Source organism: Streptococcus sp. UMB1203 (genome assembly GCF_030217725.1).
Taxonomy (GTDB): domain Bacteria; phylum Bacillota; class Bacilli; order Lactobacillales; family Streptococcaceae; genus Streptococcus.
Window position 1 is genome coordinate 34,656 of sequence record NZ_JASOOK010000007.1, and the last position, 25,097, is coordinate 59,752.

General features: G+C 41.9%; 25 protein-coding genes. 11 read left to right on the forward strand and 14 right to left on the reverse strand.

From position 1 onward, the window contains the following. Positions 1 to 30: 30 nt before the first annotated feature. From tsaD to QP439_RS03145, 4 genes are all read right to left on the reverse strand, one after another. Complete coding sequence (gene tsaD, locus QP439_RS03130) at positions 31 to 1,041, reverse strand: tRNA (adenosine(37)-N6)-threonylcarbamoyltransferase complex transferase subunit TsaD (RefSeq protein ID WP_000655026.1); 1,011 nt, start codon at positions 1,039 to 1,041, stop codon at positions 31 to 33. Further along, positions 1,031 to 1,468, reverse strand: a complete 438-nt coding sequence (gene rimI / locus QP439_RS03135) for a ribosomal protein S18-alanine N-acetyltransferase (protein WP_000569803.1) — start codon at positions 1,466 to 1,468, stop codon at positions 1,031 to 1,033. The genes tsaD and rimI overlap by 11 nt, the downstream gene beginning before the upstream one ends. Continuing rightward, a complete protein-coding gene (gene tsaB, locus QP439_RS03140) occupies positions 1,465 to 2,148 on the reverse strand; it encodes a tRNA (adenosine(37)-N6)-threonylcarbamoyltransferase complex dimerization subunit type 1 TsaB (protein WP_000865680.1) in 684 nt (227 codons plus the stop codon). The genes rimI and tsaB overlap by 4 nt, the downstream gene beginning before the upstream one ends. A 104-nt stretch (positions 2,149 to 2,252) precedes the next feature. After that, the gene (locus QP439_RS03145; RefSeq protein WP_000282474.1) at positions 2,253 to 2,468 is read right to left on the reverse strand and encodes a hypothetical protein; all 216 of its coding nucleotides are present in this window, start codon (positions 2,466 to 2,468) and stop codon (positions 2,253 to 2,255) included. Positions 2,469 to 2,747: 279 nt separating this feature from the next. Between QP439_RS03145 and QP439_RS03150 the strand changes: the two genes are divergently transcribed. Both QP439_RS03150 and rnjA read left to right on the forward strand, forming a co-directional pair. Further along, positions 2,748 to 2,981 carry a DNA-dependent RNA polymerase subunit epsilon gene (locus QP439_RS03150; RefSeq protein WP_000639571.1) on the forward strand — a complete coding sequence of 78 codons (234 nt, stop codon included), beginning with the start codon at positions 2,748 to 2,750 and terminating at the stop codon, positions 2,979 to 2,981. A 1-nt stretch (position 2,982) separates the two neighbouring features. Further along, a complete protein-coding gene (gene rnjA, locus QP439_RS03155) occupies positions 2,983 to 4,662 on the forward strand; it encodes a ribonuclease J1 (RefSeq protein ID WP_000331994.1) in 1,680 nt (559 codons plus the stop codon). Between the two features lie 189 nt (positions 4,663 to 4,851). Here the strand turns inward: rnjA and mnmG are convergent, their stop codons facing one another. The 6 genes from mnmG to QP439_RS03185 all read right to left on the reverse strand — a co-directional run bounded on the left by mnmG (position 4,852) and on the right by QP439_RS03185 (position 12,314). Continuing rightward, complete coding sequence (gene mnmG / locus QP439_RS03160; protein ID WP_000221914.1) at positions 4,852 to 6,765, reverse strand: tRNA uridine-5-carboxymethylaminomethyl(34) synthesis enzyme MnmG; 1,914 nt, start codon at positions 6,763 to 6,765, stop codon at positions 4,852 to 4,854. Between the two features lie 9 nt (positions 6,766 to 6,774). Continuing rightward, a complete protein-coding gene (locus QP439_RS03165) occupies positions 6,775 to 7,230 on the reverse strand; it encodes an NUDIX hydrolase (protein ID WP_000193647.1) in 456 nt (151 codons plus the stop codon). Between the two features lie 140 nt (positions 7,231 to 7,370). After that, the gene (mnmA, locus tag QP439_RS03170) at positions 7,371 to 8,492 is read right to left on the reverse strand and encodes a tRNA 2-thiouridine(34) synthase MnmA (protein ID WP_001282954.1); all 1,122 of its coding nucleotides are present in this window, start codon (positions 8,490 to 8,492) and stop codon (positions 7,371 to 7,373) included. A gap of 214 nt (positions 8,493 to 8,706) precedes the next feature. Beyond that, complete coding sequence (locus QP439_RS03175) at positions 8,707 to 9,336, reverse strand: ABC transporter ATP-binding protein (RefSeq protein ID WP_000571321.1); 630 nt, start codon at positions 9,334 to 9,336, stop codon at positions 8,707 to 8,709. Further along, complete coding sequence (locus QP439_RS03180) at positions 9,333 to 11,441, reverse strand: bacteriocin-associated integral membrane family protein (RefSeq protein WP_285387565.1); 2,109 nt, start codon at positions 11,439 to 11,441, stop codon at positions 9,333 to 9,335. The genes QP439_RS03175 and QP439_RS03180 overlap by 4 nt, the downstream gene beginning before the upstream one ends. A gap of 285 nt (positions 11,442 to 11,726) precedes the next feature. After that, positions 11,727 to 12,314 (reverse strand): hypothetical protein, encoded by a 588-nt coding sequence (locus tag QP439_RS03185; protein ID WP_285387567.1) that lies wholly within the window; start codon positions 12,312 to 12,314, stop codon positions 11,727 to 11,729. A gap of 321 nt (positions 12,315 to 12,635) precedes the next feature. On the opposite strand from QP439_RS03185, the gene QP439_RS03190 reads away from it, so the two are divergent. Further along, positions 12,636 to 13,499 (forward strand): helix-turn-helix domain-containing protein, encoded by an 864-nt coding sequence (locus QP439_RS03190; RefSeq protein ID WP_285387569.1) that lies wholly within the window; start codon positions 12,636 to 12,638, stop codon positions 13,497 to 13,499. A 50-nt stretch (positions 13,500 to 13,549) separates the two neighbouring features. Here QP439_RS03190 and apf read toward each other — a convergent pair whose 3' ends face one another. Beyond that, positions 13,550 to 14,170 carry an aggregation-promoting factor gene (gene apf, locus QP439_RS03195; protein WP_285387570.1) on the reverse strand — a complete coding sequence of 207 codons (621 nt, stop codon included), beginning with the start codon at positions 14,168 to 14,170 and terminating at the stop codon, positions 13,550 to 13,552. A 240-nt stretch (positions 14,171 to 14,410) separates the two neighbouring features. Here apf and sdaAB point away from each other — a divergent pair, with 240 nt between their 5' ends. The 3 genes from sdaAB to QP439_RS03210 are packed head-to-tail and all read left to right on the forward strand — an operon-like array spanning position 14,411 to position 16,617. Further along, the gene (gene sdaAB / locus QP439_RS03200; RefSeq protein WP_261049351.1) at positions 14,411 to 15,082 is read left to right on the forward strand and encodes an L-serine ammonia-lyase, iron-sulfur-dependent subunit beta; all 672 of its coding nucleotides are present in this window, start codon (positions 14,411 to 14,413) and stop codon (positions 15,080 to 15,082) included. 8 nt (positions 15,083 to 15,090) lie between these two features. Further along, a complete protein-coding gene (gene sdaAA, locus QP439_RS03205; RefSeq protein WP_049509903.1) occupies positions 15,091 to 15,963 on the forward strand; it encodes an L-serine ammonia-lyase, iron-sulfur-dependent, subunit alpha in 873 nt (290 codons plus the stop codon). Between the two features lie 21 nt (positions 15,964 to 15,984). Next, a complete protein-coding gene (locus tag QP439_RS03210; RefSeq protein ID WP_084928006.1) occupies positions 15,985 to 16,617 on the forward strand; it encodes an HAD family hydrolase in 633 nt (210 codons plus the stop codon). 115 nt (positions 16,618 to 16,732) lie between these two features. Here QP439_RS03210 and QP439_RS03215 read toward each other — a convergent pair whose 3' ends face one another. After that, on the reverse strand, positions 16,733 to 18,583 hold the full coding sequence (locus QP439_RS03215; RefSeq protein WP_084928007.1) for a polysaccharide biosynthesis protein: 1,851 nt from the start codon (positions 18,581 to 18,583) through the stop codon (positions 16,733 to 16,735). A gap of 76 nt (positions 18,584 to 18,659) precedes the next feature. Continuing rightward, complete coding sequence (locus QP439_RS03220) at positions 18,660 to 19,697, reverse strand: glycosyltransferase family 2 protein (protein WP_419991877.1); 1,038 nt, start codon at positions 19,695 to 19,697, stop codon at positions 18,660 to 18,662. A 150-nt stretch (positions 19,698 to 19,847) separates the two neighbouring features. Between QP439_RS03220 and QP439_RS03225 the strand changes: the two genes are divergently transcribed. The 5 genes from QP439_RS03225 to QP439_RS03245 all read left to right on the forward strand — a co-directional run bounded on the left by QP439_RS03225 (position 19,848) and on the right by QP439_RS03245 (position 24,129). Continuing rightward, positions 19,848 to 21,014, forward strand: coding sequence for a CynX/NimT family MFS transporter (locus tag QP439_RS03225; RefSeq protein ID WP_024057315.1), 1,167 nt, complete (start codon positions 19,848 to 19,850; stop codon positions 21,012 to 21,014). A 138-nt stretch (positions 21,015 to 21,152) separates the two neighbouring features. Further along, positions 21,153 to 21,479 (forward strand): PadR family transcriptional regulator, encoded by a 327-nt coding sequence (locus tag QP439_RS03230; RefSeq protein WP_000273858.1) that lies wholly within the window; start codon positions 21,153 to 21,155, stop codon positions 21,477 to 21,479. Continuing rightward, the gene (locus tag QP439_RS03235; RefSeq protein WP_024057314.1) at positions 21,466 to 22,059 is read left to right on the forward strand and encodes a DUF1700 domain-containing protein; all 594 of its coding nucleotides are present in this window, start codon (positions 21,466 to 21,468) and stop codon (positions 22,057 to 22,059) included. Before QP439_RS03230 ends, QP439_RS03235 begins: the two co-directional genes overlap by 14 nt. Beyond that, positions 22,052 to 23,002: a DUF4097 family beta strand repeat-containing protein gene (locus tag QP439_RS03240; RefSeq protein WP_004254933.1), complete on the forward strand. Its 951-nt coding sequence runs from the start codon at positions 22,052 to 22,054 to the stop codon at positions 23,000 to 23,002. The genes QP439_RS03235 and QP439_RS03240 overlap by 8 nt, the downstream gene beginning before the upstream one ends. A gap of 62 nt (positions 23,003 to 23,064) precedes the next feature. Then, positions 23,065 to 24,129 (forward strand): DUF6574 domain-containing protein, encoded by a 1,065-nt coding sequence (locus QP439_RS03245; protein ID WP_285387576.1) that lies wholly within the window; start codon positions 23,065 to 23,067, stop codon positions 24,127 to 24,129. A 70-nt stretch (positions 24,130 to 24,199) separates the two neighbouring features. Here QP439_RS03245 and QP439_RS03250 read toward each other — a convergent pair whose 3' ends face one another. Next, positions 24,200 to 25,060, reverse strand: a complete 861-nt coding sequence (locus tag QP439_RS03250) for a DUF4299 family protein (RefSeq protein WP_285387578.1) — start codon at positions 25,058 to 25,060, stop codon at positions 24,200 to 24,202. Positions 25,061 to 25,097 lie beyond the last annotated feature (37 nt).

Consider the following 25,097-nt stretch of genomic DNA (forward strand, 5'->3'; position numbering starts at 1 on the left):
GAGCAAAAAAGCCAGCCTTAAGCTGACTCCTTATTCCATCGTATCAAAAGCGAGACTTGGTTTGGCATTGAGGTCCAAGCTTGCGAAGTTTTCTTTGTTCCACTCGCTGACGCTGGCATAGGCAATCATTCCTGCATTATCTCCGCAGAGGCGCAGAGGTGGAATGATGACCTTGACGTCAGTGATTTCAGTTGCTAGGCGTTCTCTGAGGCCTTTATTGGCTGCCACGCCACCTGCCACAACCAGGGTTTTAACAGGATATTTCTCCAAAGCCTTCTTAGTTTTTGCCATAAGAATATCCAAGACAGTTGCTTGGAAGGAAGCACACAAATCCTCTGTGGACAAGCTTTCTCCCTTTTGCTCGGCATTGTGGTGAAGATTGATAAAGGCAGATTTCAAACCTGAGAATGAAAACTCCAGATTATCTTCCTTAATCATGGCACGAGGGAAATCATAAATATCCTGTCCCTGATGAGCTAGCTCGTCAATCTCACGACCAGCAGGATAGGTCAAGCCCATGACACGGCCGACCTTATCATAAGCCTCACCAACCGCGTCATCTCGCGTTTCCCCAACAATCTTGTAATCACCAGCCTCCGAAACATAAACCAACTCTGTGTGTCCACCGCTAACCAAAAGGGCTAGCAAGGGAAACTCCAAAGACTCCACACTCTGAGCGGCCATGAGGTGACCGGCCATGTGGTTAACAGGAATCAGCGGAAGTCCATGAGCCCAAGCAAAGGCCTTAGCAGCTGACAAGCCAACTAGCAAGGCTCCGACCAAGCCTGGCCCATAGGTAACCGCCACAGCTGTCACATCCTCTTCTGTAATCTCTGCTTCTGCTAGCGCCTCCTCGATACAGGCTGTAATGACCTCGACATGGTGACGACTAGCCACTTCCGGCACTACGCCGCCAAAACGTTTGTGACTCTCAATTTGACTAGCAATGACATTGGACAAGAGCTCATCGTCGTTTTTCAAGACGGCGACACTGGTCTCATCACAGGATGTCTCAAATGCTAAAATATATCTATCCTTCATCTATTTCTCTCTTCATGATGATGGCGTCCTCGACTGGGTCATGGTAGTAGGCTACTCTCTCCGCGATGACTGCCATTTTTTCTTTCTTGTAAAATGCTTGCGCTCGGTGATTTGACTTTCTGACTTCGAGGAAAATCTCCCTGTCTGTCGGCAATTGAGCAAACAAGGCTGACGCAATTCCCTGACCCTGATAGTCTCCTTTAACAGCGATTTGCAAGACTTCTGCCTCAAAGATATTTTCCTGCACAGCTAGAAAGCCAATCACTTCTGCCCCATCATAAGCCAGAGCATACCAAGTCTGATCTTGAGCCAGGTCTGCTTGGATTTGTTCCAGCGTCCAAGGACTGACTGGGTAAACAGCTGCCATGACAGCGTAGATGTCTTGAGCCAAGTCAGGCTGCTGTTGGATTTGTTTGATTTCTATCATAGGCGTTTAATGTAAGACTCGCCAGACTCGGTGTGGTTCTTGAGCCAGTTTTCCTCAGCCTCAACGCGTTTGAGGTAATTTGGCACAAAATCGTGCAAGGAGTCTGCTTGCTTATCCCATGCCCAAAGAGCAAGATTGGCTGCATTTGGCAAGGTTTCTTTGTAATTAGTCCTTGGCAAGTGTTCTTGAATCTGCTCCACAAAGGGGCCAACTTCTCCGACAAAGGTTACCTGACTAGCCCCCTTGATTAACTCAATCACTCGCTCAAAAGGCAGGTGCGCTTCTGGCATGACAGGTTTGGCATTTTCATAAAATCCTGCATAAACATTGTTGCGACGCGCATCCATCAAAGGAACGAACAAGCCTTCTTGTTGGTAGGGCACCAGAGCCAAGAGGCTAGACATACCAACTAACTCGATGTTCAGAGTGTGAGCCAAGGTCTTGGCAGTTGCTACCGCAATTCGCAAACCTGTGTAGCTACCTGGCCCTTCCGCTACCACGATTCGGTCCAAATCCTTGGGTGTCCAATCCAAACTTGCCATCAAAAAATCGATGGCAGGCATGAGGGTAATACTGTGATTTTTCTTGATATTAATCATCGTCTCGGCAAGAACCTGCTTGTCCTCTAAAATAGCGAGAGAAAGAGCCTTGCTGGACGTATCAAAAGCTAATACTTTCATAACACATTCCTATCTTTTTGTCTGCTTACTATTATACTACAAAAGCTGGCACATGGGAATTTTCTTTACCCCCAAACAAAAATGCCCCAGCATGAGCAGGGCATCTAAGCATTTAATCCAAAGTAAAATACAAACCAAACGACATAGGTTAGGAGGAGGAGAAAAAGCGAGTAGAGAGTCACAAAGGTAATTTTCCACAAGAACTTGGTTTGTCGTTGTTCCAACTTTGCAAATAGAAGATTCCCCGCATAAACGCAAGCAACAAAAACAATAAAAGCTACCAAGCGAGCTCCGATAGCAAAAGCAAATAAGTTATACATAGGGCAACCTCCTTGGCTTAAAATCTATCTTGAATTATGACAAACAATAAAACTCATTTCCGTTATCAAAATAACATATTTTCTTTATTTTTGCAAACGATTACCAAAGAAATCGTCCTGTGACTTTCTCGTTTCCGTCTTTTACTAATTTTTCATTTTGTGGTATAATTGAAATAATTGTAACGAATCAAGGTCAATCTAGACACAAATTGGAATGAAATCAAGCAAATCTATGCTAAAAGTTTGGAATAAGCTGACCTGTAAATAGAAAGGAACTATATGATTTACAAAGTTTTTTATCAAGAAACAAAAGAACGTAGCCCACGCCGTGAAACAACACGCGCACTATACCTAGACATCGATGCTAACTCAGAACTTGAGGGCCGTATCGCTGCTCGCCAACTTGTCGAAGAAAATCGCCCAGAGTACAATATCGAGTATATCGAACTCTTGTCTGACAAATTGCTAGATTACGAAAAAGAAACTGGCGCCTTCGAAATCACGGAGTTCTAATATGGCCTATACTCTTAAACCTGAAGAAGTCGGCGTTTTTGCCATCGGTGGTCTGGGAGAAATCGGGAAAAATACATACGGGATTGAATACCAAGATGAGATTATCATCGTCGATGCTGGGATTAAATTCCCAGAAGATGACTTGCTTGGTATCGACTATGTCATTCCTGACTACTCTTACATCGTAGACAATATCGACCGCGTCAAGGCTGTTTTGATTACCCACGGACACGAGGACCACATCGGTGGGATTCCATTCCTACTCAAGCAAGCAAATGTCCCAATCTATGCTGGACCACTTGCCTTGGCTTTGATCCGTGGGAAACTCGAAGAACACGGCCTCTTGCGCAACGCCAAACTTTACGAAATCAACCATAATACTGAGTTGACCTTTAAAAATCTCAAGGCAACTTTCTTTAGAACGACACACTCTATTCCAGAACCTTTGGGGATTGTCATTCATACTCCTCAAGGGAAAATTGTCTGTACGGGTGACTTCAAGTTTGACTTAACACCAGTTGGTGAACCAGCAGATTTGCACCGTATGGCTGCGCTGGGCGAAGAAGGTGTTCTCTGTCTCCTATCTGACTCGACAAATGCGGAAGTACCAACCTTTACCAACTCTGAAAAAGTCGTTGGCCAGTCCATCATGAAGATTATCCAAGGCATTGAAGGACGTATCATCTTTGCATCCTTTGCCTCAAATATCTTCCGTCTCCAGCAAGCAACAGAAGCTGCTGTTAAGACTGGACGCAAGATTGCGGTCTTTGGTCGTTCCATGGAAAAGGCCATTGTCAACGGAATCGACCTTGGCTACATCAAAGCTCCTAAGGGAACCTTTATCGAGCCAAATGAAATCAAAGACTACCCTGCAGGCGAGGTTCTGATTCTCTGTACAGGTAGTCAGGGTGAACCGATGGCGGCCCTCTCTCGTATCGCCAACGGAACCCACCGTCAGGTGCAACTCCAACCCGGCGATACAGTTATCTTCTCTTCTAGTCCAATCCCTGGAAACACTACTAGCGTCAACAAGCTGATTAACATCATTTCAGAAGCTGGTGTCGAAGTTATCCACGGTAAGGTTAACAATATCCATACATCTGGACACGGTGGCCAGCAAGAGCAAAAACTTATGCTCCGCTTGATTAAGCCAAAATACTTCATGCCTGTCCACGGTGAATACCGCATGCAAAAAGTCCACGCTGGACTAGCGGTGGATACTGGTGTTGAGAAGGACAATATCTTTATCATGAGCAATGGTGATGTGCTTGCCCTTACTGCTGACTCAGCTCGTATTGCAGGTCATTTCAACGCCCAAGACATCTATGTCGATGGAAATCGTATCGGTGAAATCGGCGCAGCTGTCCTCAAAGATCGTCGTGATTTATCTGAAGACGGTGTCGTTCTAGCAGTCGCAACTGTTGACTTCAAATCGCAGATGATTCTGTCTGGTCCAGACATCCTCAGCCGAGGCTTTGTCTACATGAGAGAGTCTGGCGACCTGATTCGCCAAAGCCAGCGTATCCTCTTCAATGCAATTCGTATCGCACTGAAAAATAAGGATGCTAGTGTTCAATCTGTCAATGGTGCCATTGTCAACGCTATTCGACCATTCCTCTATGAAAATACAGAACGTGAACCGATCATCATCCCTATGATCCTCACACCAGATGAAGAATAATACTCTTCGAAAATCAAATTCAAACCACGTCAGCTTCGCCTTGCCGTATATATGTTACTGACTTCGTCAGTTCTATCTACAACCTCAAAGCAGTGCTTTGAGCAACCTACGGCTAGCTTCCTAGTTTGCTCTTTGATTTTCATTGAGTACAAGTCAACAAAACAGCCCCGTCTTCGGAGCTGTTTTTCTCTATGCTTTCTTTTCTTGATTTTTAGAAATACTACGATTTTTACCTTCAAGATACACCATCAAAATAGAAATATCTGCTGGGTTTACTCCCGAGATACGGCTGGCTTGGCCGATGGTTTCTGGATTGATGAGTTTGAACTTCTGACGAGCTTCCGTCGCAATAGAATCAATATCATCCCAATCAATATTGGCTGGAATGCGTTTTTCTTCCATGCGTTTCATCTTGGCAACCTGGTCCATGGCTTTGGAAATATAGCCTTCGTACTTGATTTCTGTTTCAATCAATTCGATAATCTTGTCATCCAAGTCCTCTGCAGCTGGTCCGATGAAGGCCACCACATCTTGGTAAGAAACTTCTGGACGGCGAAGGAATTCCTTGGCTGTCACCGCATCTGTCAACGGCTTGAAGCCCATCTCCTCAACCTTAGCATTAGTTTCCTTGACTGGCTTGAGTTTGATACTGTCTAGGCGCTTCATCTCATTGTCAAATTGATTTTTCTTAATTTCAAAGCGAGCCCAGCGTTCATCATCCACAAGTCCAATCTCGCGTCCCATTTCTGTCAAACGCATATCGGCATTGTCATGACGGAGAATGAGACGGTATTCAGCACGACTAGTCAATAGACGGTAGGGTTCAATGGTTCCCTTGGTCACCAAGTCGTCAATCATCACCCCGATATAACCATCACTACGCTTCAAAATCAACTCAGGTTTGCCTTGGATTTTCAGAGCCGCATTGATACCCGCGATAATCCCTTGACCAGCAGCTTCTTCGTAACCTGACGTTCCATTTGTCTGACCAGCAGTGAAGAGTCCTGAGATTTTCTTGGTTTCCAGAGTCGCACGCAACTGGTGAGGCAAGACCATGTCGTACTCAATGGCATAACCTGTTCGCATCATCTCTGCATTTTCCAAACCTTTGATAGAATGAACAAGTTCACGTTGCACATCTTCAGGTAAACTGGTTGAGAGGCCTTGGACATAGACTTCCTCTGTATTGCGCCCTTCTGGCTCAAGGAATAGTTGGTGGCGTTCCTTGTCCGCAAAGCGCACAATCTTGTCTTCAATCGATGGGCAGTAACGAGGTCCCACTCCCTTGACCACACCTGTAAACATAGGCGCACGGTGGAGGTTATTTTGGATAATCTCATGACTGGTACCATTGGTATAGGTCAACCAGCATGGCACTTGATCTTTGACATAATCCTCATCACGTGAAGTGTATGAGAAGTGATTAGGCGCTTCGTCTCCTGGCTGAATCTCTGTCACATCGTAGTTGATAGAAGAAGCCTTGACACGTGGAGGGGTTCCTGTCTTGAAACGACCGATTTCGAGGCCCAGTTCCTTGAGATTGTCAGCAAGGTTAATAGAAGCTAGGCTGTGGTTAGGACCTGATGAGTACTTGAGGTCTCCGATGATAATTTCCCCACGGAGAGCAGTCCCTGTGGTCACGATAACAGCCTTAGCAGCATATTCTTGATGGGTTGCTGTACGAACACCGACAACCTTGCCATCTTCAACCAAAATCTCATCAATCATGGTCTGACGAAGGGTCAGATTTTCTTGGTTTTCAACTGTCTTGCGCATTTCCTTAGAGTAAAGTTCCTTATCAGCTTGCGCACGAAGGGCACGGACAGCTGGCCCCTTCCCTGTGTTGAGCATCTTCATCTGGATGTAAGTCTTGTCAATGGTTTTGGCCATCTCGCCACCGAGGGCATCAACCTCACGCACGACAATTCCCTTGGCAGAACCACCGATAGAGGGGTTACAAGGCATGAAAGCCAGCATTTCAATGTTGATGGTCGCAAGCAAGACCTTACACCCCATACGGCTAGCTGCTAGGGATGCTTCTACCCCAGCGTGTCCCGCACCAATTACAATAATATCGTATTCTTCTGTAAAATTATATGTCATATTTCTCTCCTATTCCTCAAGATGAATGTGTCTTAGTTGGCCGTCCCAATCTGGTAGGGCTGTTTTTAGAAAGTCTGGAACTAGATTGATACCCTTAAGCTTGTCTAAGTCAATCCACTCACAAGGCTGCCTTTTCTCGTCTTCCTGCATGGTCAATGGAGCATCTTCAAGCAAATCCACCAGATAATGAAACTCGATATTGTGATAGGAAACACCGTCTTGTTCAAAACGATTTTCAACCACAAAAGCTAGCTGTCCAGCTTGAGCTTTAACACCCAGTTCTTCTCTCACCTCACGGACTACCGCGTCTTCCGTTCTTTCATTGACTTGAATCGCACCGCCGATGGTGTAATACTTGCCCTTGTCTTTGGTAACTAGAAGCTTGTGATTTTGGAGAATCAAGGCTGTAGCCCGAACTCCAAAAACCGTATTTCCTACTTTTGTCCGAAAGTCTTGCTGAGTCATTCTTGTCCTTTCCCTTAAACGACACAAAAACAGTCAAAACTCCAAAGAAGTGCAGGACAAAAAAGCCTGCAACATCCATGAGCTTTGACCATCATTTCTATTGCTTTTATTATTGTAGCAAATTGAGAAAATTTGTCAATCTAAATGTACTGACAAACTTGTCCATCGCGGTAAGCATTGTCAATCAAACCACCACCTAGACACTCTTCGCCATCGTAAAAGACAACTGCCTGTCCTGGTGTAATCGCGCGTTGCGGTTCTGCAAAGATAACCTCTGCCTTATCTCCTTTGACATGGACGGTCACCTTAGAATCAGGCTGACGGTAGCGGAATTTAGCCGTACATTCGAGCGTAAACTCCTCTGGCATTTCACGAGTAAAGTGGACTTGACTGGCTTCTAGGCTGGTTGACATGAGCGAGTCATGGTAGAAACCTTGGCCGACATAGAGAATATTCTTACTCAGATCTTTTCCGACAACGAACCAAGGGGCATTGTCACCACCGTGTTGTCCACCGATACCAAGCCCGCCACGCTGACCAATCGTATAATACATAAGACCTGCGTGCTCGCCCATATCGCGACCATCCACAGTCATCATGCGGCCTGGCTGAGCTGGCAGGTAGTTACTGAGAAAGTTTTTAAAGTTCTTTTCTCCGATAAAGCAAATCCCTGTCGAGTCTTTCTTCTTAGCAGTCGCAAGGCCTGCTTCTTCTGCTAGTCTGCGTACTTCAGGCTTTTCTAAATGTCCCAGAGGGAACATGGTTTTTTGAAGTTGTTCTTGCGACAGTTGGCTGAGGAAATAGGTCTGGTCCTTGCCATTGTCCACGCCACGAAGCATGTGAACAGTGCCATCCTCATCACGCGCCACTCGGGCATAATGCCCAGTCGCCACATAGTCTGCCCCCAAGGTCATGGCATAGTCCAAAAAAGCCTTGAACTTGATTTCCTTATTGCACATAACATCTGGATTTGGTGTGCGCCCTGCACGATATTCCGCTAGAAAATACTCAAAAACGCGGTCCCAGTACTCTTTTTCAAAGTTGACAGAGTAGTAAGGAATACCAATCTGGTCCGCCACCGCAGCCACATCCTTGTAATCTTCGGTCGCCGTACAGACGCCGTTTTCATCTGTGTCGTCCCAGTTCTTCATGAAGATACCGATCACATCGTAGCCCTGCTCTTTGAGCAAGAGAGCCGTCACCGACGAATCAACACCACCACTCATCCCCACGACAACACGTGTTTTAGAGTTATCACTCATGGTAAATCTCCCATCTATTCGTTTATTCACGATTGAAGGTCGTGTGTGCTTAACGATTGAAGGTCGCTTGAGCAGTATTCATTATAACACGCTTGGTTGGAGAAGACAAGAAAGAGGCTGATAATCTACGAAGCTCTGATATTCTCTTTCACTAACTACCTTTTATAATTTAAGTCAAGTTAGAAGATTTTTGACAACATAGCTACATCCCTTTTCACAATTCAATGACACGATGACATTGTTGGGCTACATAAGCATCGTGGGTCACAATAATAACTGTTTTCCCCTCGCGATTCATCTCTAAGAGAAACTTCAAGACCAAATCTCTATTTTCAGGATCCAGAGAACCTGTTGGTTCATCGGCTAAAATCAGCTGGCTAGGTTTTAAGATGACTCTAGCAACTGCAATTCGTTGTTGTTCCCCCCCAGACAACTCGGAAACCTTTTGATGCAAAGTAGCTGACAAACTTACTCTCTCTAAAATCTCTTCCACCTTTTTGAGCTTGTCTTTCTTGGACAATTTCACATATTTCAGTGCCAGCATGAGATTGTACTCGACCGTTTCATCATCAATCAGGGCAAAATTTTGAAACAGATAAGAGATATGTTCACGGATTATTGTTTGTGATTTAGCAGAATTGACTGCTAGATTTTTTTGACCAAAAATCTCATACCGTCCGCTATAATCACCATCTATCAAACCTAATAAATTTAACAAGGTCGACTTCCCACTACCACTTTTTCCGACGATGGCAACTAAATCCCCCTGATCAATCCTGAGAGACAAGTGATCCAAAATCACTTTTCCCCCAATGGTTTTCGTAATATTTTTCAACTCAATCATAAGATGCCCCCTTTCAATAACTCTACTAAACTTCTTTTCTCCATCCTAGAAGCCAAGACTAGCACAAATAGTATATCCAAACATGTAAAGCCTGCAAACAGCAGGAGTGGCAAGAGCGCATGGGCAAAGAAAATCAATATTAGAAGAGGCAGACTATAGCCCAGCAAGAGCAGAACTAAGAGAGGGCGGTAGCGATCGACCAGTTTCCACCCCATAAACTTCTTGGTAATGATATCTGTTCGCTTCAATAAGAAAGTTGTTACTAGTAAGAAGTAGGAAATCATCATGCTAAGGAGACCAAACAAAGCAAAGAGTATATTAAGATTTCGAACTGCATCTCGATAAGAATCTACTTTCTCTTGTTGAATGGCTTGAAGCGATGAAAATTTTAAATAATTCCCATCTGATAATTTCTCAACTAACTCCGTAATCACTTTTTGATTTTGTTCTGTATTTTCAACTTTCATCGGGTTGTTTAAACCTGTCGTTGACAAGCGAGTCTTTTCTTCCCACATCATGTCTTGATCATTTACCAGACTAATGATTGGATTGTGGAGGTTTTCCTTTCGCTCATTATTATAAGGGAAGAAAGACCAATCTCCTTCATAGTAGGCAATTTCTACATCCATATCTTCTATTGTTTGCTTTTGCTGATCTTCATACCTCAGAGAAAGATAGGCTATGGATTTTCCCAAGAACTGATTCTTACTTTCTTGTCCTTTATCACTGGCTGGCATCAAAATAACTTTTTTAGTGCTGGTATCTGGTAACTTGAATCCCTTGCTCTTTAGAAAATTGCTATTAGCATAGTAAACATCTACCTTATCAGGCAGTTGGTACTGCTGTACTTGTTCAGCTTTGATGACTGGTTTGATAGGAAGACTCGCACTTCGCACATAGTTTACTTGTATTTTTGCTAGCAAATCTTGATAAAATTGATAGAAATAATCTGTAGATTTCCCTGACCCTGCTAGCTCTTCTTGCCACAGGTTATCATTGAGTTGGAAGGTTTCTAAGGTCAAGTAATTCCCTTGGCTTACCCACTGTTGCTGATAAGCAAGTTCTTTGTTTTCTTGTTCTAAACTTCTGCCTACCCCAATCAGTAAAACCGTCAATAAAATGGTGGTTCCAATTTTCATCACATAATTGAAGATGAGACCAAGTTTGACAGATGAAAAACCTTTCAACATGGAACTAACTGTCATTTTCTGAATCATCAGGTAGGTCAGCCAACTGATGAACAAATACAACTGTAAAAGCAGAAATTGGGATAAGAGTAAACTTGGGAACAGAAGTTTTGGCCTGTAGTCCAGCACTAAAAATAGTCCCAAGTCAATGACAAGACTTCCACCCAAGAGAAGATAAAAATTAGTCTTTACAAAACCAGCCAAAATCGCCCTACTTTGAAAACCAAGTAACTTTTGAACCCCCACTCGTTTCATCTCCATCATCGGCTGATAAACTGTCATTAAAATCACAAGCAAGATTGCCAAGATAAAGATAATGATAGATAGTAACAAAGCTTGATTTAGCACTCCAACCTGACTTCGGTAAGTGGGTTCTAATAAAATCGTCTTATCTATCTGGAAAAAATCACTCCACTTTTGTAGAATGGTATCGCGATCTATCTCTTTGCTGGAGGTAATCATGTAGCGCCCATTTACAGTATGGGATTTATCCTCAATATAGGATCGGAAGGTCTGGAGTCGAATGAGTTTCACCTTTAAAAAGGTGGGAATGGTTCCTAGATTATTGGGAAGGTCCTGGTTGCTGTAGACTCCCTTCTCATTCTTTGAAAAATCAAGAGAAGTCAGACCGAACTCCTGATAGGGGAAGGTTTCCTTATCAAAAACACCAGCCTTGACCACCTCATCGCCATTATCTACTTTGATAATAGAGACCTTGTCTTGACTTGCAACCTCTTCAAAAAACTGGAGAATAGTTTCTGTCGGTTTAGTGACATCTTTCAAGTACAAGTCAAATGAATAAGTTGTCTTGCCCATCTCCTGAATCCGCACTATTTCACGTGTAACATTTACATTCAGAACAAAAAACGTAGTACACAGCAAGAGCAGGAGCATACAAAGATGACTGATTTTTTTCATAGAGATACCTCCCGTGGAGAAACAACATTGAACTAAGTGTAACCTCTTTTTATTTTTTGCTAGATCTTAAGTAGGTGTAAATAAATCCTGCACTTATAGTCAGAGTTGTCCACCATTTAAAATCAATATGCAAAAGTGAAAAGATTATAAAACTGATGATTAGCGAAGCTAAAATATAAACAATGATTAAAATTTTATTTTTCATAGGAATTGCCTTTCTAAAGGGATTCTAGTGTTTAGAGCTTATTTGTAAAGTTTACAATAAACAACTAGGGCAATTGTCTATCAAAATGTCCTTTTATCTGTCAATAATCCTAAAAAATCTTGTCGTTTCAAGTCTGAGAAATGTTTGGTAGAAAGACTTCCCCTCTGAATGCCATCATCTCTGACCTGCAAATAATAGCTATGTTGGTTTGTTTTAATCGTCAAAAAGTCTCCAAATACAAAAGCTCTTTTCCAGTTGCGAATCTCAAATTCTTTCATCTCTGATTTTGGAATGCGGATAAGTCCTTGCCGCAAATCACGATGGTGCTCACTTGTGAAAGTCATCCCATTCCCAAGATTTCTTATCAGCAGTTCATCTGGAGTTACCATCACCAGCGCTATTTTAGTTAAGAAAATTTCAACCGTTGGTGGTAAAATCGCCAAATCAAACCAAGGATGTAGGTAGCGATACACTAAGAAATAATGAGGCTCCTCACCCAATCCTAGTTGTTTATATAAGGTCTTGACCTCACTATCTAACCTCGCTTCAAAAGACACATCCGAATGCTCTTCTTCCTTCCTCTGATTAAAATAACGCATCCAGACTAGGAAGCCTATAAAGACTATGATAAATATTCCTGATAAGAGATATTTTAAATTGTAGTTCATCACTTAACCTCCTGATTCACTACTCTACCTAAAGCAGAGGCCTATTTATTTTGAAAATAGTTCCATAACAACTTTAAATAAGACGGGTGTCATTAAAATTAGGATAATTCCTATCACAAATATCATGACTACTCGAAAAAGTTCCTTATTTTTAAACATTTTATCCCTCCTTTTCTAGCTACATCATAGTACTGTTAAGCCCATTTTAAAATTACACCAAACCTATTTTAGCTTTCTTTTTTACTTTTTATATTACTATGATACAATATTTTTAATAGGATTTTATTATTTGTTAACTTTTTTCACGAAAAGGAGTCAATCATGCGTTATGATTTCGGAAAGGTCTATAAAGAAATACGCGAGTCAAAAGGCTTAACCCAAGAAGAGGTCTGTGGAAATGACCTTTCAAGAACCAGCCTATCAAAGATTGAAAGTGGCAAGGTAACTCCCAAATATGAAAACATGGAATTTCTTCTCCGACAGATTAATATGAGTTTTGAAGAGTTTGACTATATCTGCCATCTCTATCAACCTAACCAACGAACAGAAATCATGCAAACTTATCTCAATATGAGTTCTATCATTGGCAGCAGTAGTCTAGTTGATTTTTTTGAAACATGCCAAAACTATCTCAAGACCCATCACGACCTTCCTATAGAAGAAATAAGGGATATGCTGGAAATTGTCATTCATATCCGTCAACATGGTACAGAGCAACTGTCAGAGCAAGTGAAACAGACTATCAAAAAACTTTGGGAAAAAATTGAAAAACAAGATACATGGTATGAAAATGATCTAAAAATCCTCAATACCATCCTTTTCAGCTTTCCCATTGAACACCTCCATCTCATTACTGAAAAAATCTTGCAACGCTTGGAAGTCTATAAAAACTATCAACATATACATGACTTGCGAGTGACAATCCTACTCAACCTTTCCACTATTTACTTATACAATCAAGATAAAAACATGTGTCAACAAATCTGCTATACTTTACTAGAGGACGCCAAGAACAAGAAAAGCTACGATAGGCTTGCTATCTGCTATGTCCGTATCGGGATTTGTACAGACGATTCTAAACTTATCCAAAAAGGATTCTCCCTTCTAGAGCTGACCGATGAAATTTCCATGCTGGCCTACCTCAAAAAAGAAGTGGAGATCTATTATCAACCGAAGGAAAGATAAAAAAGTCGAGGAAATTCCCCGACTTTTTATGCTATTCTATTCATTAGTTCTTAATACCATCCGTTGTTAAGCCAGAAGTTTTTAGCGGCTGTCCATGAACCGTAACGTCCTGCAACGTAGGCATCTGCTACACGTTCTTGGTTTTCAGCTGAGTAGTCACCGTTCAAGTATGAATCTGTCAATTGGTAACGTCCGATATAACGTCCGTTTGTAGCTGTGTAGCTACCGCCTGATTCTTTTTGAGCGATCCATTCTTTGGCTTCTGCTTCAGATCCGCTTACAGATGAAGCAACTGTTTCTTCTGCTACTGTTTCGCTTACTACTGGAGCTTCTTCTGCTACTTCTGTAGTTTCTGTCACTGTAGCTGAAACAGCCTCGTCTTGGGCTGCTGGAGCTTCATAAGTCGTTGAAGTTGGGGCTACTGGCGCTGCTGGACCGTCGAGAACCAACTCTTGACCAACATAAATCATATGGATGTTGTCAATGTGGTTGTTTTCTGCCAATTTCTCAACAGTTGTGTTGTGAGTTTCAGCAATTTCTGAAAGTGTATCACCTTCTTTAACAGTGTAAGTTGATGATTCTTGAGCAGATACAAATGATGGAGCAAATACTGCAAACAAGGCAGCTACTCCTGCAAGAGTTGTTTTAATCTTTTTAGTTGTTGATTTCATATTTGAAAATTCTCCTTCTTTCTATACTTCTATCATACCCTTTAAATATTACTGTTTCTTGACACTTTTATGTAGAAATATTACAAAATTATTTTTTATTTCCCTAAATAAGGTATTTTTTGTCATAAAAGATACTATTTTTATGCTATTTGTAGTGTAAAAAGGTTTTCATCCACAATTAAAGCCAAGACCTTCATTCTTTGATATAATAGAGATAAGAATTTTTATAAGGGGAAACTGATGAAATCACTTCGTTTTCAATCTGTCTTTGATATCATCGGACCAGTTATGATTGGCCCATCTAGTAGCCATACCGCTGGTGCTGTTCGTATTGGGAAGATTGTCTCTTCCATTTTTGATGATACTCCGACAGAAGTCGAATTCCAACTTTTTAACTCATTTGCCAAGACCTATCGTGGTCACGGAACAGACCTAGCCCTTGTTGCAGGTATTTTGGGCATGGATACAGATGATCCTGAAATCCCAAACAGCCTAGAAATTGCCCACAAGCGTGGTATCAAGATTGTCTGGACCATTCAGAAAGACAGTAATGCCCCTCACCCCAACACCACTAAAATTACCGTCAAAAATGCCCACAAGACTATCAGCGTAACTGGTATTTCTATCGGTGGCGGTAATATTCAGGTAACCGAGCTCAATGGCTTTGCCGTCTCTCTCAATATGAATACACCGACTATTATCATCGTTCATCAAGATATTCCAGGTATGATTGCCCTTGTCACGGAGGCACTTTCCCGCTATGATATCAATATCGCCCAGATGAATGTTACTCGTGAAAAAGCTGGTGAAAAAGCCATTATGATTATCGAAGTTGACAGTCGCAACTGTGATGGGGCTATCGAAGAAATTCGAAAAATCCCTCATCTCCACAATGTCAATTTCTTTAAATAGGAGGAAGCATGTTTTATTCTATCAAAGAATTGGTCGAGCAAGCAGATCTGGACTTTCAAGGAAATGTCGCAGAACTTATGATTACAACAGAGTTTGAATTGACCGGTCGCGAACGTGAAGAAGTCTTCCTTCTCATGGAACGCAATCTGGAAGTCATGAAAGCCTCTGTCCAACTTGGCCTCAATGAAAATAAATCTCGTAGTGGCCTGACAGGTGGAGATGCTGCCAAATTGGATCACTACATTAAAAACGGAAAAACTCTGTCAGATTACACAATTCTCTCTGCTGCCCGAAATGCCATTGCAGTCAATGAACACAATGCTAAAATGGGCTTGGTCTGCGCTACTCCGACCGCAGGAAGTGCCGGCTGTCTCCCTTCTGTTCTCACTGCTGCTATTGAAAAATTAGACCTCAGCCACGAGCAACAGCTGGATTTCCTCTTTGCTGCAGGTGCCTTTGGACTAGTCATCGCAAACAATGCCTCTATCTCAGGTGCTGAAGGCGGTTGCCAGGCCGAAGTCGGTTCGGCCTCTGCTATGAGTGCCGCCGCCTTGACTCTGGCTGCAGGTGGAACACCTTATCAGGCCAGTCAGGCCATTGCCTTTGTCATTAAAAATATGCTGGGCCTCATCTGTGACCCTGTTGCCGGCTTGGTTGAAGTTCCCTGTGTCAAACGTAATGCCATGGGAGCTAGCTTTGCCTTCATCGCAGCAGATATGGCCTTGGCAGGTATCGAATCTAAAATACCTGTGGATGAGGTTATCGACGCCATGTACCAAGTAGGTTCAAGCATGCCAACTGCCTTTCGTGAAACAGCTGAAGGTGGACTCGCTGCCACCCCTACTGGTCGTCGTCTCCAAAAAGAAATTTTCGGAGAATAAGCTTATCAAATAGGAGAAATCATGACCTCTATTACAGCTATCTTTTTCGATCTGGATGGAACCCTCGTTGACAGTTCTATCGGGATTCACAATGCCTTTACCCATACCTTTAAAGAGCTGGGGGTGCCTAGCCCTGATGCCAAAACTATTCGTGGTTTTATGGGACCGCCCCTTGAAAGTAGTTTTGCGACCTGCCTGCCCAAAGAACAAATTTCTGAGGCTGTGAAAATATACCGTTCTTACTACAAGGAAAAAGGCATCTATGAAGCTCAACTCTTTCCTCAGATTGTAGATTTGCTTGAGGAGTTATCGAGCAATTACCCTCTTTATATCACCACTACAAAGAATACCCCAACCGCTCAAGACATGACTAAAAACTTGGGAATCTATCATTTCTTTGATGGCATTTATGGTTCCAGCCCTGAAGCACCCCATAAGGCAGATGTCATTCGCCAAGCCTTGCAGACACATCAACTAGCACCAGAACAAGCCATCATCATCGGAGATACCAAGTTTGATATGCTGGGAGCTCAAGAAACAGGCATTCAGAAATTGGCCGTCACTTGGGGATTTGGAGAGCAAGCAGACTTGCTAAACTATCAGCCGGATTATATCGCCCACAAACCCATAGAAGTTTTGGAGTATTTTCAATAACATAGACTGGGCAACAACCCCATTTCAGAAGAAAATGGAGCAAGTTTCTACATAACAAAACGCATATTACCAAGGTTCTTTGAACTGCAGACCTGATAATATGCGTTTTTCTTTTTTATTCAACGTGGGTTGTTTGATTGGCAAAGGCGATAATGGCTTGCTTCAACTCATCTCCACTAAGAGTGCGGAACTCTTCAATCTTTTGATCGATGGCTTCTAGAGGCATGACATTAACCTTACCAACGAAAATCTTATCCATAACTTGGTTATCAACAAGTTCGGTTGATACCAAGAGTTCTTCGTAGAGTTTTTCACCTGGACGGATTCCAACTTCAACAATTGGAATTTCGCTCTCAGTGTGTCCACTTAGAAGGACCATTTTCTTGGCCAAGTCATAAATCTTGACTGGTTTGCCCATATCAAGGATAAAGACTTCCCCATCTTTGGCATAAGCGCCAGCATGGATAACCAAACGGCTAGCTTCTGGAATAGTCATAAAGTAACGGGTCATACGGAAGTCCGTCACCGTTACAGGACCACCTTCAGCAATCTGACGTTCAAAGACTGGAATAACACTACCACGGCTACCAAGAACATTCCCAAAACGAACTGCACAGTAGGTCGACTGGCTACGTTGGTTAAAGCCAGTAACAATCAACTCAGCCACGCGCTTGGTTGCTCCCATAACATTTGGTGGATTAACCGCCTTATCTGTCGAAATCATAACCATCTTAGGTACTTTGGCTTCATCAACAGCCTTAGCAACATTGTAAGTACCACGAATATTGTTTTTGAAGGCTTCTTTTGGATTACGCTCCATCATAGGAACGTGCTTGTGAGCAGCCGCATGATAAACAATAGCTGGCTTGTACTGCTCAAAGACTTGCAACAAGCGGTCATAGTCTTGAATATCGGCAATAACTGGTACATAATCAATCCCTTGGAACTTACGAATCAATTCATGATAAACAAGGTAGATTGAATTTTCACCGTGACCAAGCAAGACGATGCGTTCAGGATTGAAGCGGCTAACTTGGCGACAGATTTCAGAACCGATTGAGCCACCAGCACCTGTAACCAAGATTGTCTTACCTGTCAGTTCTGCGCCCAGACGCGATTCGTCAAGACGAATTTCCTGACGTCCCAAAAGGTCCGTAATATCAATTTTTTGGAAGCCAGTACCTGCTGGGTGAAGTCCCTGAACAACGGTTTCAACCTTAGGCATCTTGTAACATTTGACACCCAGCTTATTACACATCTGCAAGATACGCTCATATTCTGACGGGTCAAGCGACGGAATCGCAACGATAACACGCTCGATTTGATGGCGTTTAGCTAATTCAGGCAGATCCTCATATGAACCCAAAACAGGAATTCCACCAAGTTTTTGGCCCTTTTTCTTAGCATCCTTGTCCAAAATACCGACAAGTTCTAATTCACTAGTTGGATGTTGGTAACTATCCATAAAGAGAGCTCCACCATCACCGGCACCAATCAAGAAGGTCCGACGGTGTTCCCCATCACCACTTCCTTTTTTGCGTCTTGAGTAGATTAACTGCCAAGCAATCCGTGGCAATAAAATCAAGAAGGTACTCAACAAGATAAAGAGCACGATAAAACGGATGGAGAAGAGAGGCAAGAAGGCATAGCAGATACTATATGACAAGATACTGCTAGCAGTCACACCAAAAAAGATTTTCATGAAATCCGTAATCTTGCTGTAACGACTAATACTAGCGTTCAAGCCCCAAAATGCAATCATCAATTGATAAAACAAGAAGGCCAAACTCGTATAGATAATGTAGTCAACAGGCGCTGGGTTAATCAATCCGTAGAATAAGATATAAGATACAATGATGGAAACCACCATACTCAAAATATCAAATATTCCCCAGAAAACCTGTTTTTGTTGTTTATTTAAAATTTCCACCAGATCAATCACATAATCTGTGAGTTTTTTATTCATCGAAATTTACTCCTCCTTAAAAGAGTTTTATCATATTGTTCATATTGTTATTATAGCATATTTTGATTTATTTAGCTTATTTTTCCAAATAAATAACTGTTCCCTTATAATCCTTCTTCCATTTAATCCCTCCAATTAAACCTACAATCGTCCCAAGGCCATAAGCAAAGTGAATGGAAAATAAAAGAAAGGGCATCACAATTAGAAATCCATTTTTATGTTTTAATAAAGTCAGAAAAGTGAGCAGTAATAAAAGTAGAAAATAAGTACCTAATAGTAAAGTTATAAATAAGAATGTGAATGGTAACAATGCTAGGCTAAACACAAGACTCAAAACAAATAAACAAGGGACATAGTGAAATAGTGATAAACACTTAGGCTGAACATGAGTTGTCAAGCCAATCCACAAACCATTTGAATATTTTTGATGCAGCATTTTCTTGAATGTTGGTCGAATATACTGATAAGATAGAATACTTGGGCTATAACGGATTTTATAACCATGCTCTCGAATTCTATAATGAATATCATTATCTTCAGTTCGTCCAAGTTGCTCATTTACTAAACCAACCTTCTGGAAAACCTCTCGTTTATACATCCCATGAAAAATGGAAGAAACATATCTATCCTCAGAACTATTTCGGTAATTGGCAATGCTACTACCAAACATATTTTCCTCAACAAGATGCAGGATCTCTGCCCATTTTCCCTTTCCTTCAACAATCGTCGGTCTAGGTCCCCCACAAACAGATTCACCTTGTTGAATAACAGCCACATTGTTCATTACAAAACTCTCAGTAACTTTTGAATGGGCATCAATTTTTAAAATAAGGTCTCCTACAGAATGTTTAACGCCCAAGTTAAAACCACTAGCTTGATTTTTCTTAGGATTGTTATACAATCTAATTGAGTTAAACTCTATATCTTCCTTTATAAATTCCTGAATGATAGCTGCGGTCCCATCCGTAGACATAGCATTTATAAATAGAATTTCAATATTCTCTTTAGGATAGGTTTGATTTTTTAAGTCTTCAATTAGACCAGGCAAATATTTTTCTTCATTGTATGCACTGATTACAATGGATACGAGAAGACTTTCAACATTTTGAGTCACTACTACTCTCCTGAATTTTTCCTTCCACTATTTTATCATAATTTTCAAGACTTTCCCATTTTTATCTTGAAAGCCAGAAACCTTACTTGACATTATAGGGAAAAAACCTTAAAATAAGCTGTTATTAAAATCAGCTAGGAGAGGTAATATATGAAAAAGCAATCACTCTTTTTTGTTCCAGGTATTATCCTGATTGGTGTTTCCTTGCGGACTCCTTTTACTGTTTTACCCATTATTTTGGGAGATATTTCGCAAGGGCTGGGAGTAGAAGTTAGTTCGCTTGGTGTCTTGACCAGCCTTCCTCTCCTCATGTTTACCCTCTTCTCGCTCTTTTCTACCCGACTGGCTCAGAAAATCGGCTTAGAGCATCTCTTTACCTACAGCCTTTTCTTCTTGACTATCGGTTCTCTCATTCGACTAATCAATCTGCCTCTGCTCTATCTAGGAACCTTGATGGTTGGGGCAAGTATCGCAGTCATTAATGTTCTGCTTCCTAGTCTTATCCAAGCCAATCAACCAAAGAAAATTGGTTTTCTGACTACCTTATATGTAACCTCTATGGGGATTGCAACGGCTCTGGCCTCCTATCTGGCTGTGCCTATTACACAAGCCAGTTCTTGGAAAGGACTTATCATCCTCCTCACCCTGCTCTGCCTAGCAACTTTTTTGGTCTGGCTGCCTAATCACCGCTATAATCACAGACTGGCTCCACAAACCAAACAAAAAAGCAAAACAAAGGTCATGCATAATAAACAGGTCTGGGCAGTGATTGTCTTTGCAGGTTTTCAATCCTTGCTCTTTTACACCGCTATGACCTGGCTACCTACCATGGCCATCCATGCAGGCCTATCCAGTCACGAAGCTGGCTTGCTAACCTCTATCTTCTCCCTGATTAGCATTCCTTTTTCAATGACTATCCCAAGCCTGACAACCAGCTTGTCTACTCGCAACCGTCAGCTCATGCTCACTCTGGTTTCACTGGCTGGCGTGGTCGGTATTTCCATGCTCTTTTTCCCAATCGGTAATTTCTTTTACTGGCTTGCCATCCATATCCTCATCGGAACCGCGACCAGCGCCCTCTTCCCCTATCTCATGGTCAACTTTTCACTCAAGACAAGCGCCCCTGAAAAGACTGCACAATTGTCTGGTTTATCTCAAACAGGAGGCTATATCCTAGCAGCCTTTGGGCCAACCCTCTTTGGTTACAGTTTTGACCTTTTCCACTCTTGGGTGCCAGCTGTAGCTGCCCTCTTACTCGTCGATATCCTGATGACTGTGGCCCTCTTTACAGTGGACAGAGCTGATAAAATCCTTTAAACTTCTAGTTTTGGCTAGAAGTTTTTTATATATAAAAATTTTACACATTTCTCTTGACAGGGCTTTCATTTAGATGTACAATGTATGTGTAGAAAAATTATATATAAAAATCTTACACATTAGAAAAGGAGGTTCCCCATGTACTTTCCAACATCCTCTGCCTTGATTGAATTTCTCATCTTGGCTGTACTGGAGCAGGATGATTCTTATGGTTATGAGATTAGCCAAACCATTAAGCTGATTGCTAATATCAAAGAATCTACACTCTATCCCATTCTCAAAAAATTGGAAGGCAATAGCTTTCTGACAACCTATTCTAGAGAGTTCCAAGGTCGCATGCGCAAATACTACTCCTTGACAAATGGTGGTATAGAACAGCTCGTGACCCTAAAAGATGAATGGGCACTCTATACAGACACCATTAATGGCATCATAGAAGGGAGTATCCGCCATGACAAGAACTGAATACCTGACTCAGCTAGAACTCTATCTCAAAAAACTGCCTCAGGCTGACCAAATTGAAGCCATGGACTATTTCAGGGAACTCTTTGACGATGCTGGAGTCGAAGGAGAAGAAGAACTCATCGCTAGCTTAGGAACTCCTAAGGAAGCAGCTCACGAAGTCCTCTCCAATCTTCTCGATAAAAAAATTAATGAGGCACCCGCTCAAAAAAATAACCGACAAATTTTGCATATCGCCTTGTTAGCTCTCCTTGCAGCACCCATCGGTATTCCTCTGGGAATCGCCATCCTCGTGTCCCTGTTCGCAATCCTTGTGGCAGCCTTGACTGTCATTCTAGCTTTCTTTGCGGTTTCCATACTTGGTATCATCGGCGGATTCCTATTTTTAGTTGAAAGTTTCACTGTTCTCGCCCAAGCCAAATCAGCCTTTATCTTAATTTTTGGTGCTGGTTTACTGGCTATCGGTGCTTCTTCACTAGTCTTACTAGGTATTTCCTATGTAGCCCGCTTCTTCGGTCTACTCATTGTTCGCCTGGTGCAATTTGTTCTCAAAAAAGGAAAGAGAGGTGACCAGCATGCGTAAATGGACAAAAGGATTTCTCATTTTTGGTGTGGTGACTACCATTATCGGCTTTATCCTGCTCTTTGTAGGGATCCAATCTGACGGGATTAAGAGTCTGCTTGCCATGTCCAAGGAGCCTGTCTATGATAGTCGGATGGAAGAGCTGACCTTTGGTAAGGAAGTCGAAAACCTAGAGATTACGCTCCACCAACACGCGCTCACCATCACAGACTCTTTGGATGATCAAATCCACATTTCTTACCATCCATCTCTTTCTGCTCACCATGATCTTATCACAAATCAGAACGATAAAACGCTGAGCCTCACTGATAAGAAACTGTCTGAAACTCCATTTCTCTCTTCTGGAATTGGCGGGATTCTCCATATCGCAAGCAACTACTCTCGTCGTTTTGAAGAAGTTATTCTCCAATTGCCAAAAGGGAGAACTCTAAAAGGAATCAACATCTCAGCAAATCGCGGTCAAACCAGTATCACCAATGCCAGCCTTGAAAATGCGACCCTCAATACCAATAATGGCTATCTCCTCCGAATTGAAGGAAGTCGTATCAAAAACAGTAAACTCACAACCCCTAATATCATTAATATCTTTGATACAGACCTTACAGATAGTCAGCTAGAGTCAACAGAACATCACTTCCACGCTGAAAATATCCAAGTACACGGTAAGGTGGAATTGGTGGCGAAAACAGACCTACAACTGCTACTTTCCGAAGAAGAAAAACAAAGAATCAACTTAGATCTTTCAACAAAACATGGTTCTATTCTTCATTTTGTGAGAGAAGGAAGACGTTCATTTAACAATAAAGAAAACAGAGATGAACATTTAAGCAATCCTTATAAAACAGAAAAAGCTGATGTGAAAGATCAACTCATAGCAAGGGCAGACCAATATATCTATCTACTCAAAGCAGAGGAACACGAGTCTTCTTCTAGAAATCGTTGACAAAAACGCTTACATTCGCTACTATGGAAGCATATTTATCTAACTAAAAAGGAGGTTCTACCATGAAACAAGAATGGTTTGAAAGTAATGATTTTGTAAAAACAACAAGCAAGAACAAGCCTGATGAACAAGCCCAAGATGTTGCAGACAAGGCTGAAGAAACTATAGCCGATCTCGATACGCCAATTGAAAAAAATACTCAAGTAGAGGAGGAAGTCTCTCAAGCTGAAGTCGAACTGGAAAGCCAGCAAGAAGAGAAAATTGAAACGCCTGAAGACAGTGAAGCGAGAACAGAAATAGAAGAAAAGAAAGCATTAGATTCTACTGAAGAAGAGCAAGATCTTTCTAAAGAAACAGAAAAAGTCACTATAGCTGAAGAGAGTCAAGAAGCACTTCCTCAGCAAAAACCAACCACGAAAGAGCCCCTTCTTATCAGTCAATCCTTAGAAAGTCCCTATATCCCCGACCAAGTTCCAAAATCTACGGATAAATGGAAAGAGCAAGTGCTTGATTTTTGGTCTTGGCTAGTGGAAGCTCTCAAATCTCCTACAAGCAGTCTTGAAACAAGTAGCACACACAGTTATACAGCCTTCATCTTGCTCATTCTGTTTTCTGCATCCTCCTTTTTCTTTAGTATCTACCACATCAAACATGCTTACTATGGACATATAGCAACTATGCATAATCACTTCCCTGAACAATTTGCTTCATTAAATCTCTTTTCGATTATCTCTATCCTAGTAGCAACAACACTCTTCTTCTTTTCATTCCTCTTGGGTAGTTTCGTCGTGAGACGATTTATCTACCAAGAAAAGGACTGGACGCTAGAAAAGGTTCTCCAACAATATAGTCAACTATTAGCAATTCCAATCTTCCTCACTGCTATTGCTAGTTTCTTTGCCTTCTTTGACAGCCTACGATTTACAGCCCTTTTGTGTGTGATTAGCATTGGAATCATTCTGCTTGCCAGTCTCCATATCATTACAAGACCAAGTCAAGCAAGTGAAACCGACTCCTTTTATCAGTTATTCTTGTCTGTCCTTGTGAACGGAGTCATTATCCTCCTCTTCTTTGTAGCTGAAGTGGCACTGATTGGAGATTATCTTCGTATCTTGGCCTTTCTTTAAACTTCAATCCTGTCATCCATGGCAGGATTTTTCTATGTCAAAAAAGCAAGTCGATTGACCTGCTTCTACTTTACTTTTCTTGTGCTAATGTTTTAAAATCTTGTCCTAGGATGGGTTGTACTTCTAATTGATTGGCATCTAGTTGGTGGTAAGATGCTGATGGTAGTGACTCTAGGAATTTTGCATAGTCCAAGCGAGCGATAGCTTCATAATCTTCTGGTTTAGAGCCATCTCCTGTGATTTGAACCAAGTCAATCTCCCACTGCACTTCCTTATCCACCAATTGCTCCATATAGGCAGCAGGAACAAATGGTTCTCTCGGTAAAACAGTCTTGACCCCTTGAGCCAGATGGTAAACACCGTGCACTTGGTCTTCTCCATCTTGATAGAAGGAAACTCTTGCAAAGTAAGCGTCTGTCTCTTGAACCGCACGCACACGCGCTTCAAACTGTGCCAAACCATCTGCCTCTAAAAGGCTTTTCAAGTCCTCATGACTAAAGAAAACAGGATTAAAAATTCCTTGGCAAATCGTAAAACGGGCTGCAGTGTCTGTCAGATGGGCTTGAATACTTGCTTGGAAATAAGCTTCAAAATCAAAACCATCTAGTCCTTCAATCTCAGTTCCTGTATAAGCAAGCAGAGCATCTAAAAATGCTTTGATAATCTGCCAGTCTGTCTTCGTGAGTAGGTCAGGAAGATCGACACGGTAAGCCTTTTGACCATCAGCATAACTGACCTTAAAGAGAAATTGTGATTGCCCCACTATCGCACACTCGATATACTCGAGACGATTAAGAGGCTGACGGAGATAGACGGTATCATAGCTATGCGACTCCAAACCATCTACCAAGGCCAAGATAGACTTGGCAGTCAAAATTTCCTGTTCTCCTAAAATGCTCTGTTTATTTGGAATAAAAAATGTTTTCACCATAACTGAACTCCTTTGAAATCGTTTACATATAGTATAC

Excerpts from the sequence above, each read along its gene's own strand:
- tsaD (WP_000655026.1), bottom strand. The coding sequence starts at position 1,041 with ATGAAGGATAGATATATTTTAGCATTTGAGACATCCTGTGATGAGACC.
- rimI (WP_000569803.1), bottom strand. The coding sequence starts at position 1,468 with ATGATAGAAATCAAACAAATCCAACAGCAGCCTGACTTGGCTCAAGAC.
- tsaB (WP_000865680.1), bottom strand. The coding sequence starts at position 2,148 with ATGAAAGTATTAGCTTTTGATACGTCCAGCAAGGCTCTTTCTCTCGCT.
- QP439_RS03145 (WP_000282474.1), bottom strand. The coding sequence starts at position 2,468 with ATGTATAACTTATTTGCTTTTGCTATCGGAGCTCGCTTGGTAGCTTTT.
- QP439_RS03150 (WP_000639571.1), top strand. The coding sequence starts at position 2,748 with ATGATTTACAAAGTTTTTTATCAAGAAACAAAAGAACGTAGCCCACGC.
- rnjA (WP_000331994.1), top strand. The coding sequence starts at position 2,983 with ATGGCCTATACTCTTAAACCTGAAGAAGTCGGCGTTTTTGCCATCGGT.
- mnmG (WP_000221914.1), bottom strand. The coding sequence starts at position 6,765 with ATGACATATAATTTTACAGAAGAATACGATATTATTGTAATTGGTGCG.
- QP439_RS03165 (WP_000193647.1), bottom strand. The coding sequence starts at position 7,230 with ATGACTCAGCAAGACTTTCGGACAAAAGTAGGAAATACGGTTTTTGGA.
- mnmA (WP_001282954.1), bottom strand. The coding sequence starts at position 8,492 with ATGAGTGATAACTCTAAAACACGTGTTGTCGTGGGGATGAGTGGTGGT.
- QP439_RS03175 (WP_000571321.1), bottom strand. The coding sequence starts at position 9,336 with ATGATTGAGTTGAAAAATATTACGAAAACCATTGGGGGAAAAGTGATT.
- QP439_RS03180 (WP_285387565.1), bottom strand. The coding sequence starts at position 11,441 with ATGAAAAAAATCAGTCATCTTTGTATGCTCCTGCTCTTGCTGTGTACT.
- QP439_RS03185 (WP_285387567.1), bottom strand. The coding sequence starts at position 12,314 with ATGAACTACAATTTAAAATATCTCTTATCAGGAATATTTATCATAGTC.
- QP439_RS03190 (WP_285387569.1), top strand. The coding sequence starts at position 12,636 with ATGCGTTATGATTTCGGAAAGGTCTATAAAGAAATACGCGAGTCAAAA.
- apf (WP_285387570.1), bottom strand. The coding sequence starts at position 14,170 with ATGAAATCAACAACTAAAAAGATTAAAACAACTCTTGCAGGAGTAGCT.
- sdaAB (WP_261049351.1), top strand. The coding sequence starts at position 14,411 with ATGAAATCACTTCGTTTTCAATCTGTCTTTGATATCATCGGACCAGTT.
- sdaAA (WP_049509903.1), top strand. The coding sequence starts at position 15,091 with ATGTTTTATTCTATCAAAGAATTGGTCGAGCAAGCAGATCTGGACTTT.
- QP439_RS03210 (WP_084928006.1), top strand. The coding sequence starts at position 15,985 with ATGACCTCTATTACAGCTATCTTTTTCGATCTGGATGGAACCCTCGTT.
- QP439_RS03215 (WP_084928007.1), bottom strand. The coding sequence starts at position 18,583 with ATGAATAAAAAACTCACAGATTATGTGATTGATCTGGTGGAAATTTTA.
- QP439_RS03225 (WP_024057315.1), top strand. The coding sequence starts at position 19,848 with ATGAAAAAGCAATCACTCTTTTTTGTTCCAGGTATTATCCTGATTGGT.
- QP439_RS03230 (WP_000273858.1), top strand. The coding sequence starts at position 21,153 with ATGTACTTTCCAACATCCTCTGCCTTGATTGAATTTCTCATCTTGGCT.
- QP439_RS03235 (WP_024057314.1), top strand. The coding sequence starts at position 21,466 with ATGACAAGAACTGAATACCTGACTCAGCTAGAACTCTATCTCAAAAAA.
- QP439_RS03240 (WP_004254933.1), top strand. The coding sequence starts at position 22,052 with ATGCGTAAATGGACAAAAGGATTTCTCATTTTTGGTGTGGTGACTACC.
- QP439_RS03245 (WP_285387576.1), top strand. The coding sequence starts at position 23,065 with ATGAAACAAGAATGGTTTGAAAGTAATGATTTTGTAAAAACAACAAGC.
- QP439_RS03250 (WP_285387578.1), bottom strand. The coding sequence starts at position 25,060 with ATGGTGAAAACATTTTTTATTCCAAATAAACAGAGCATTTTAGGAGAA.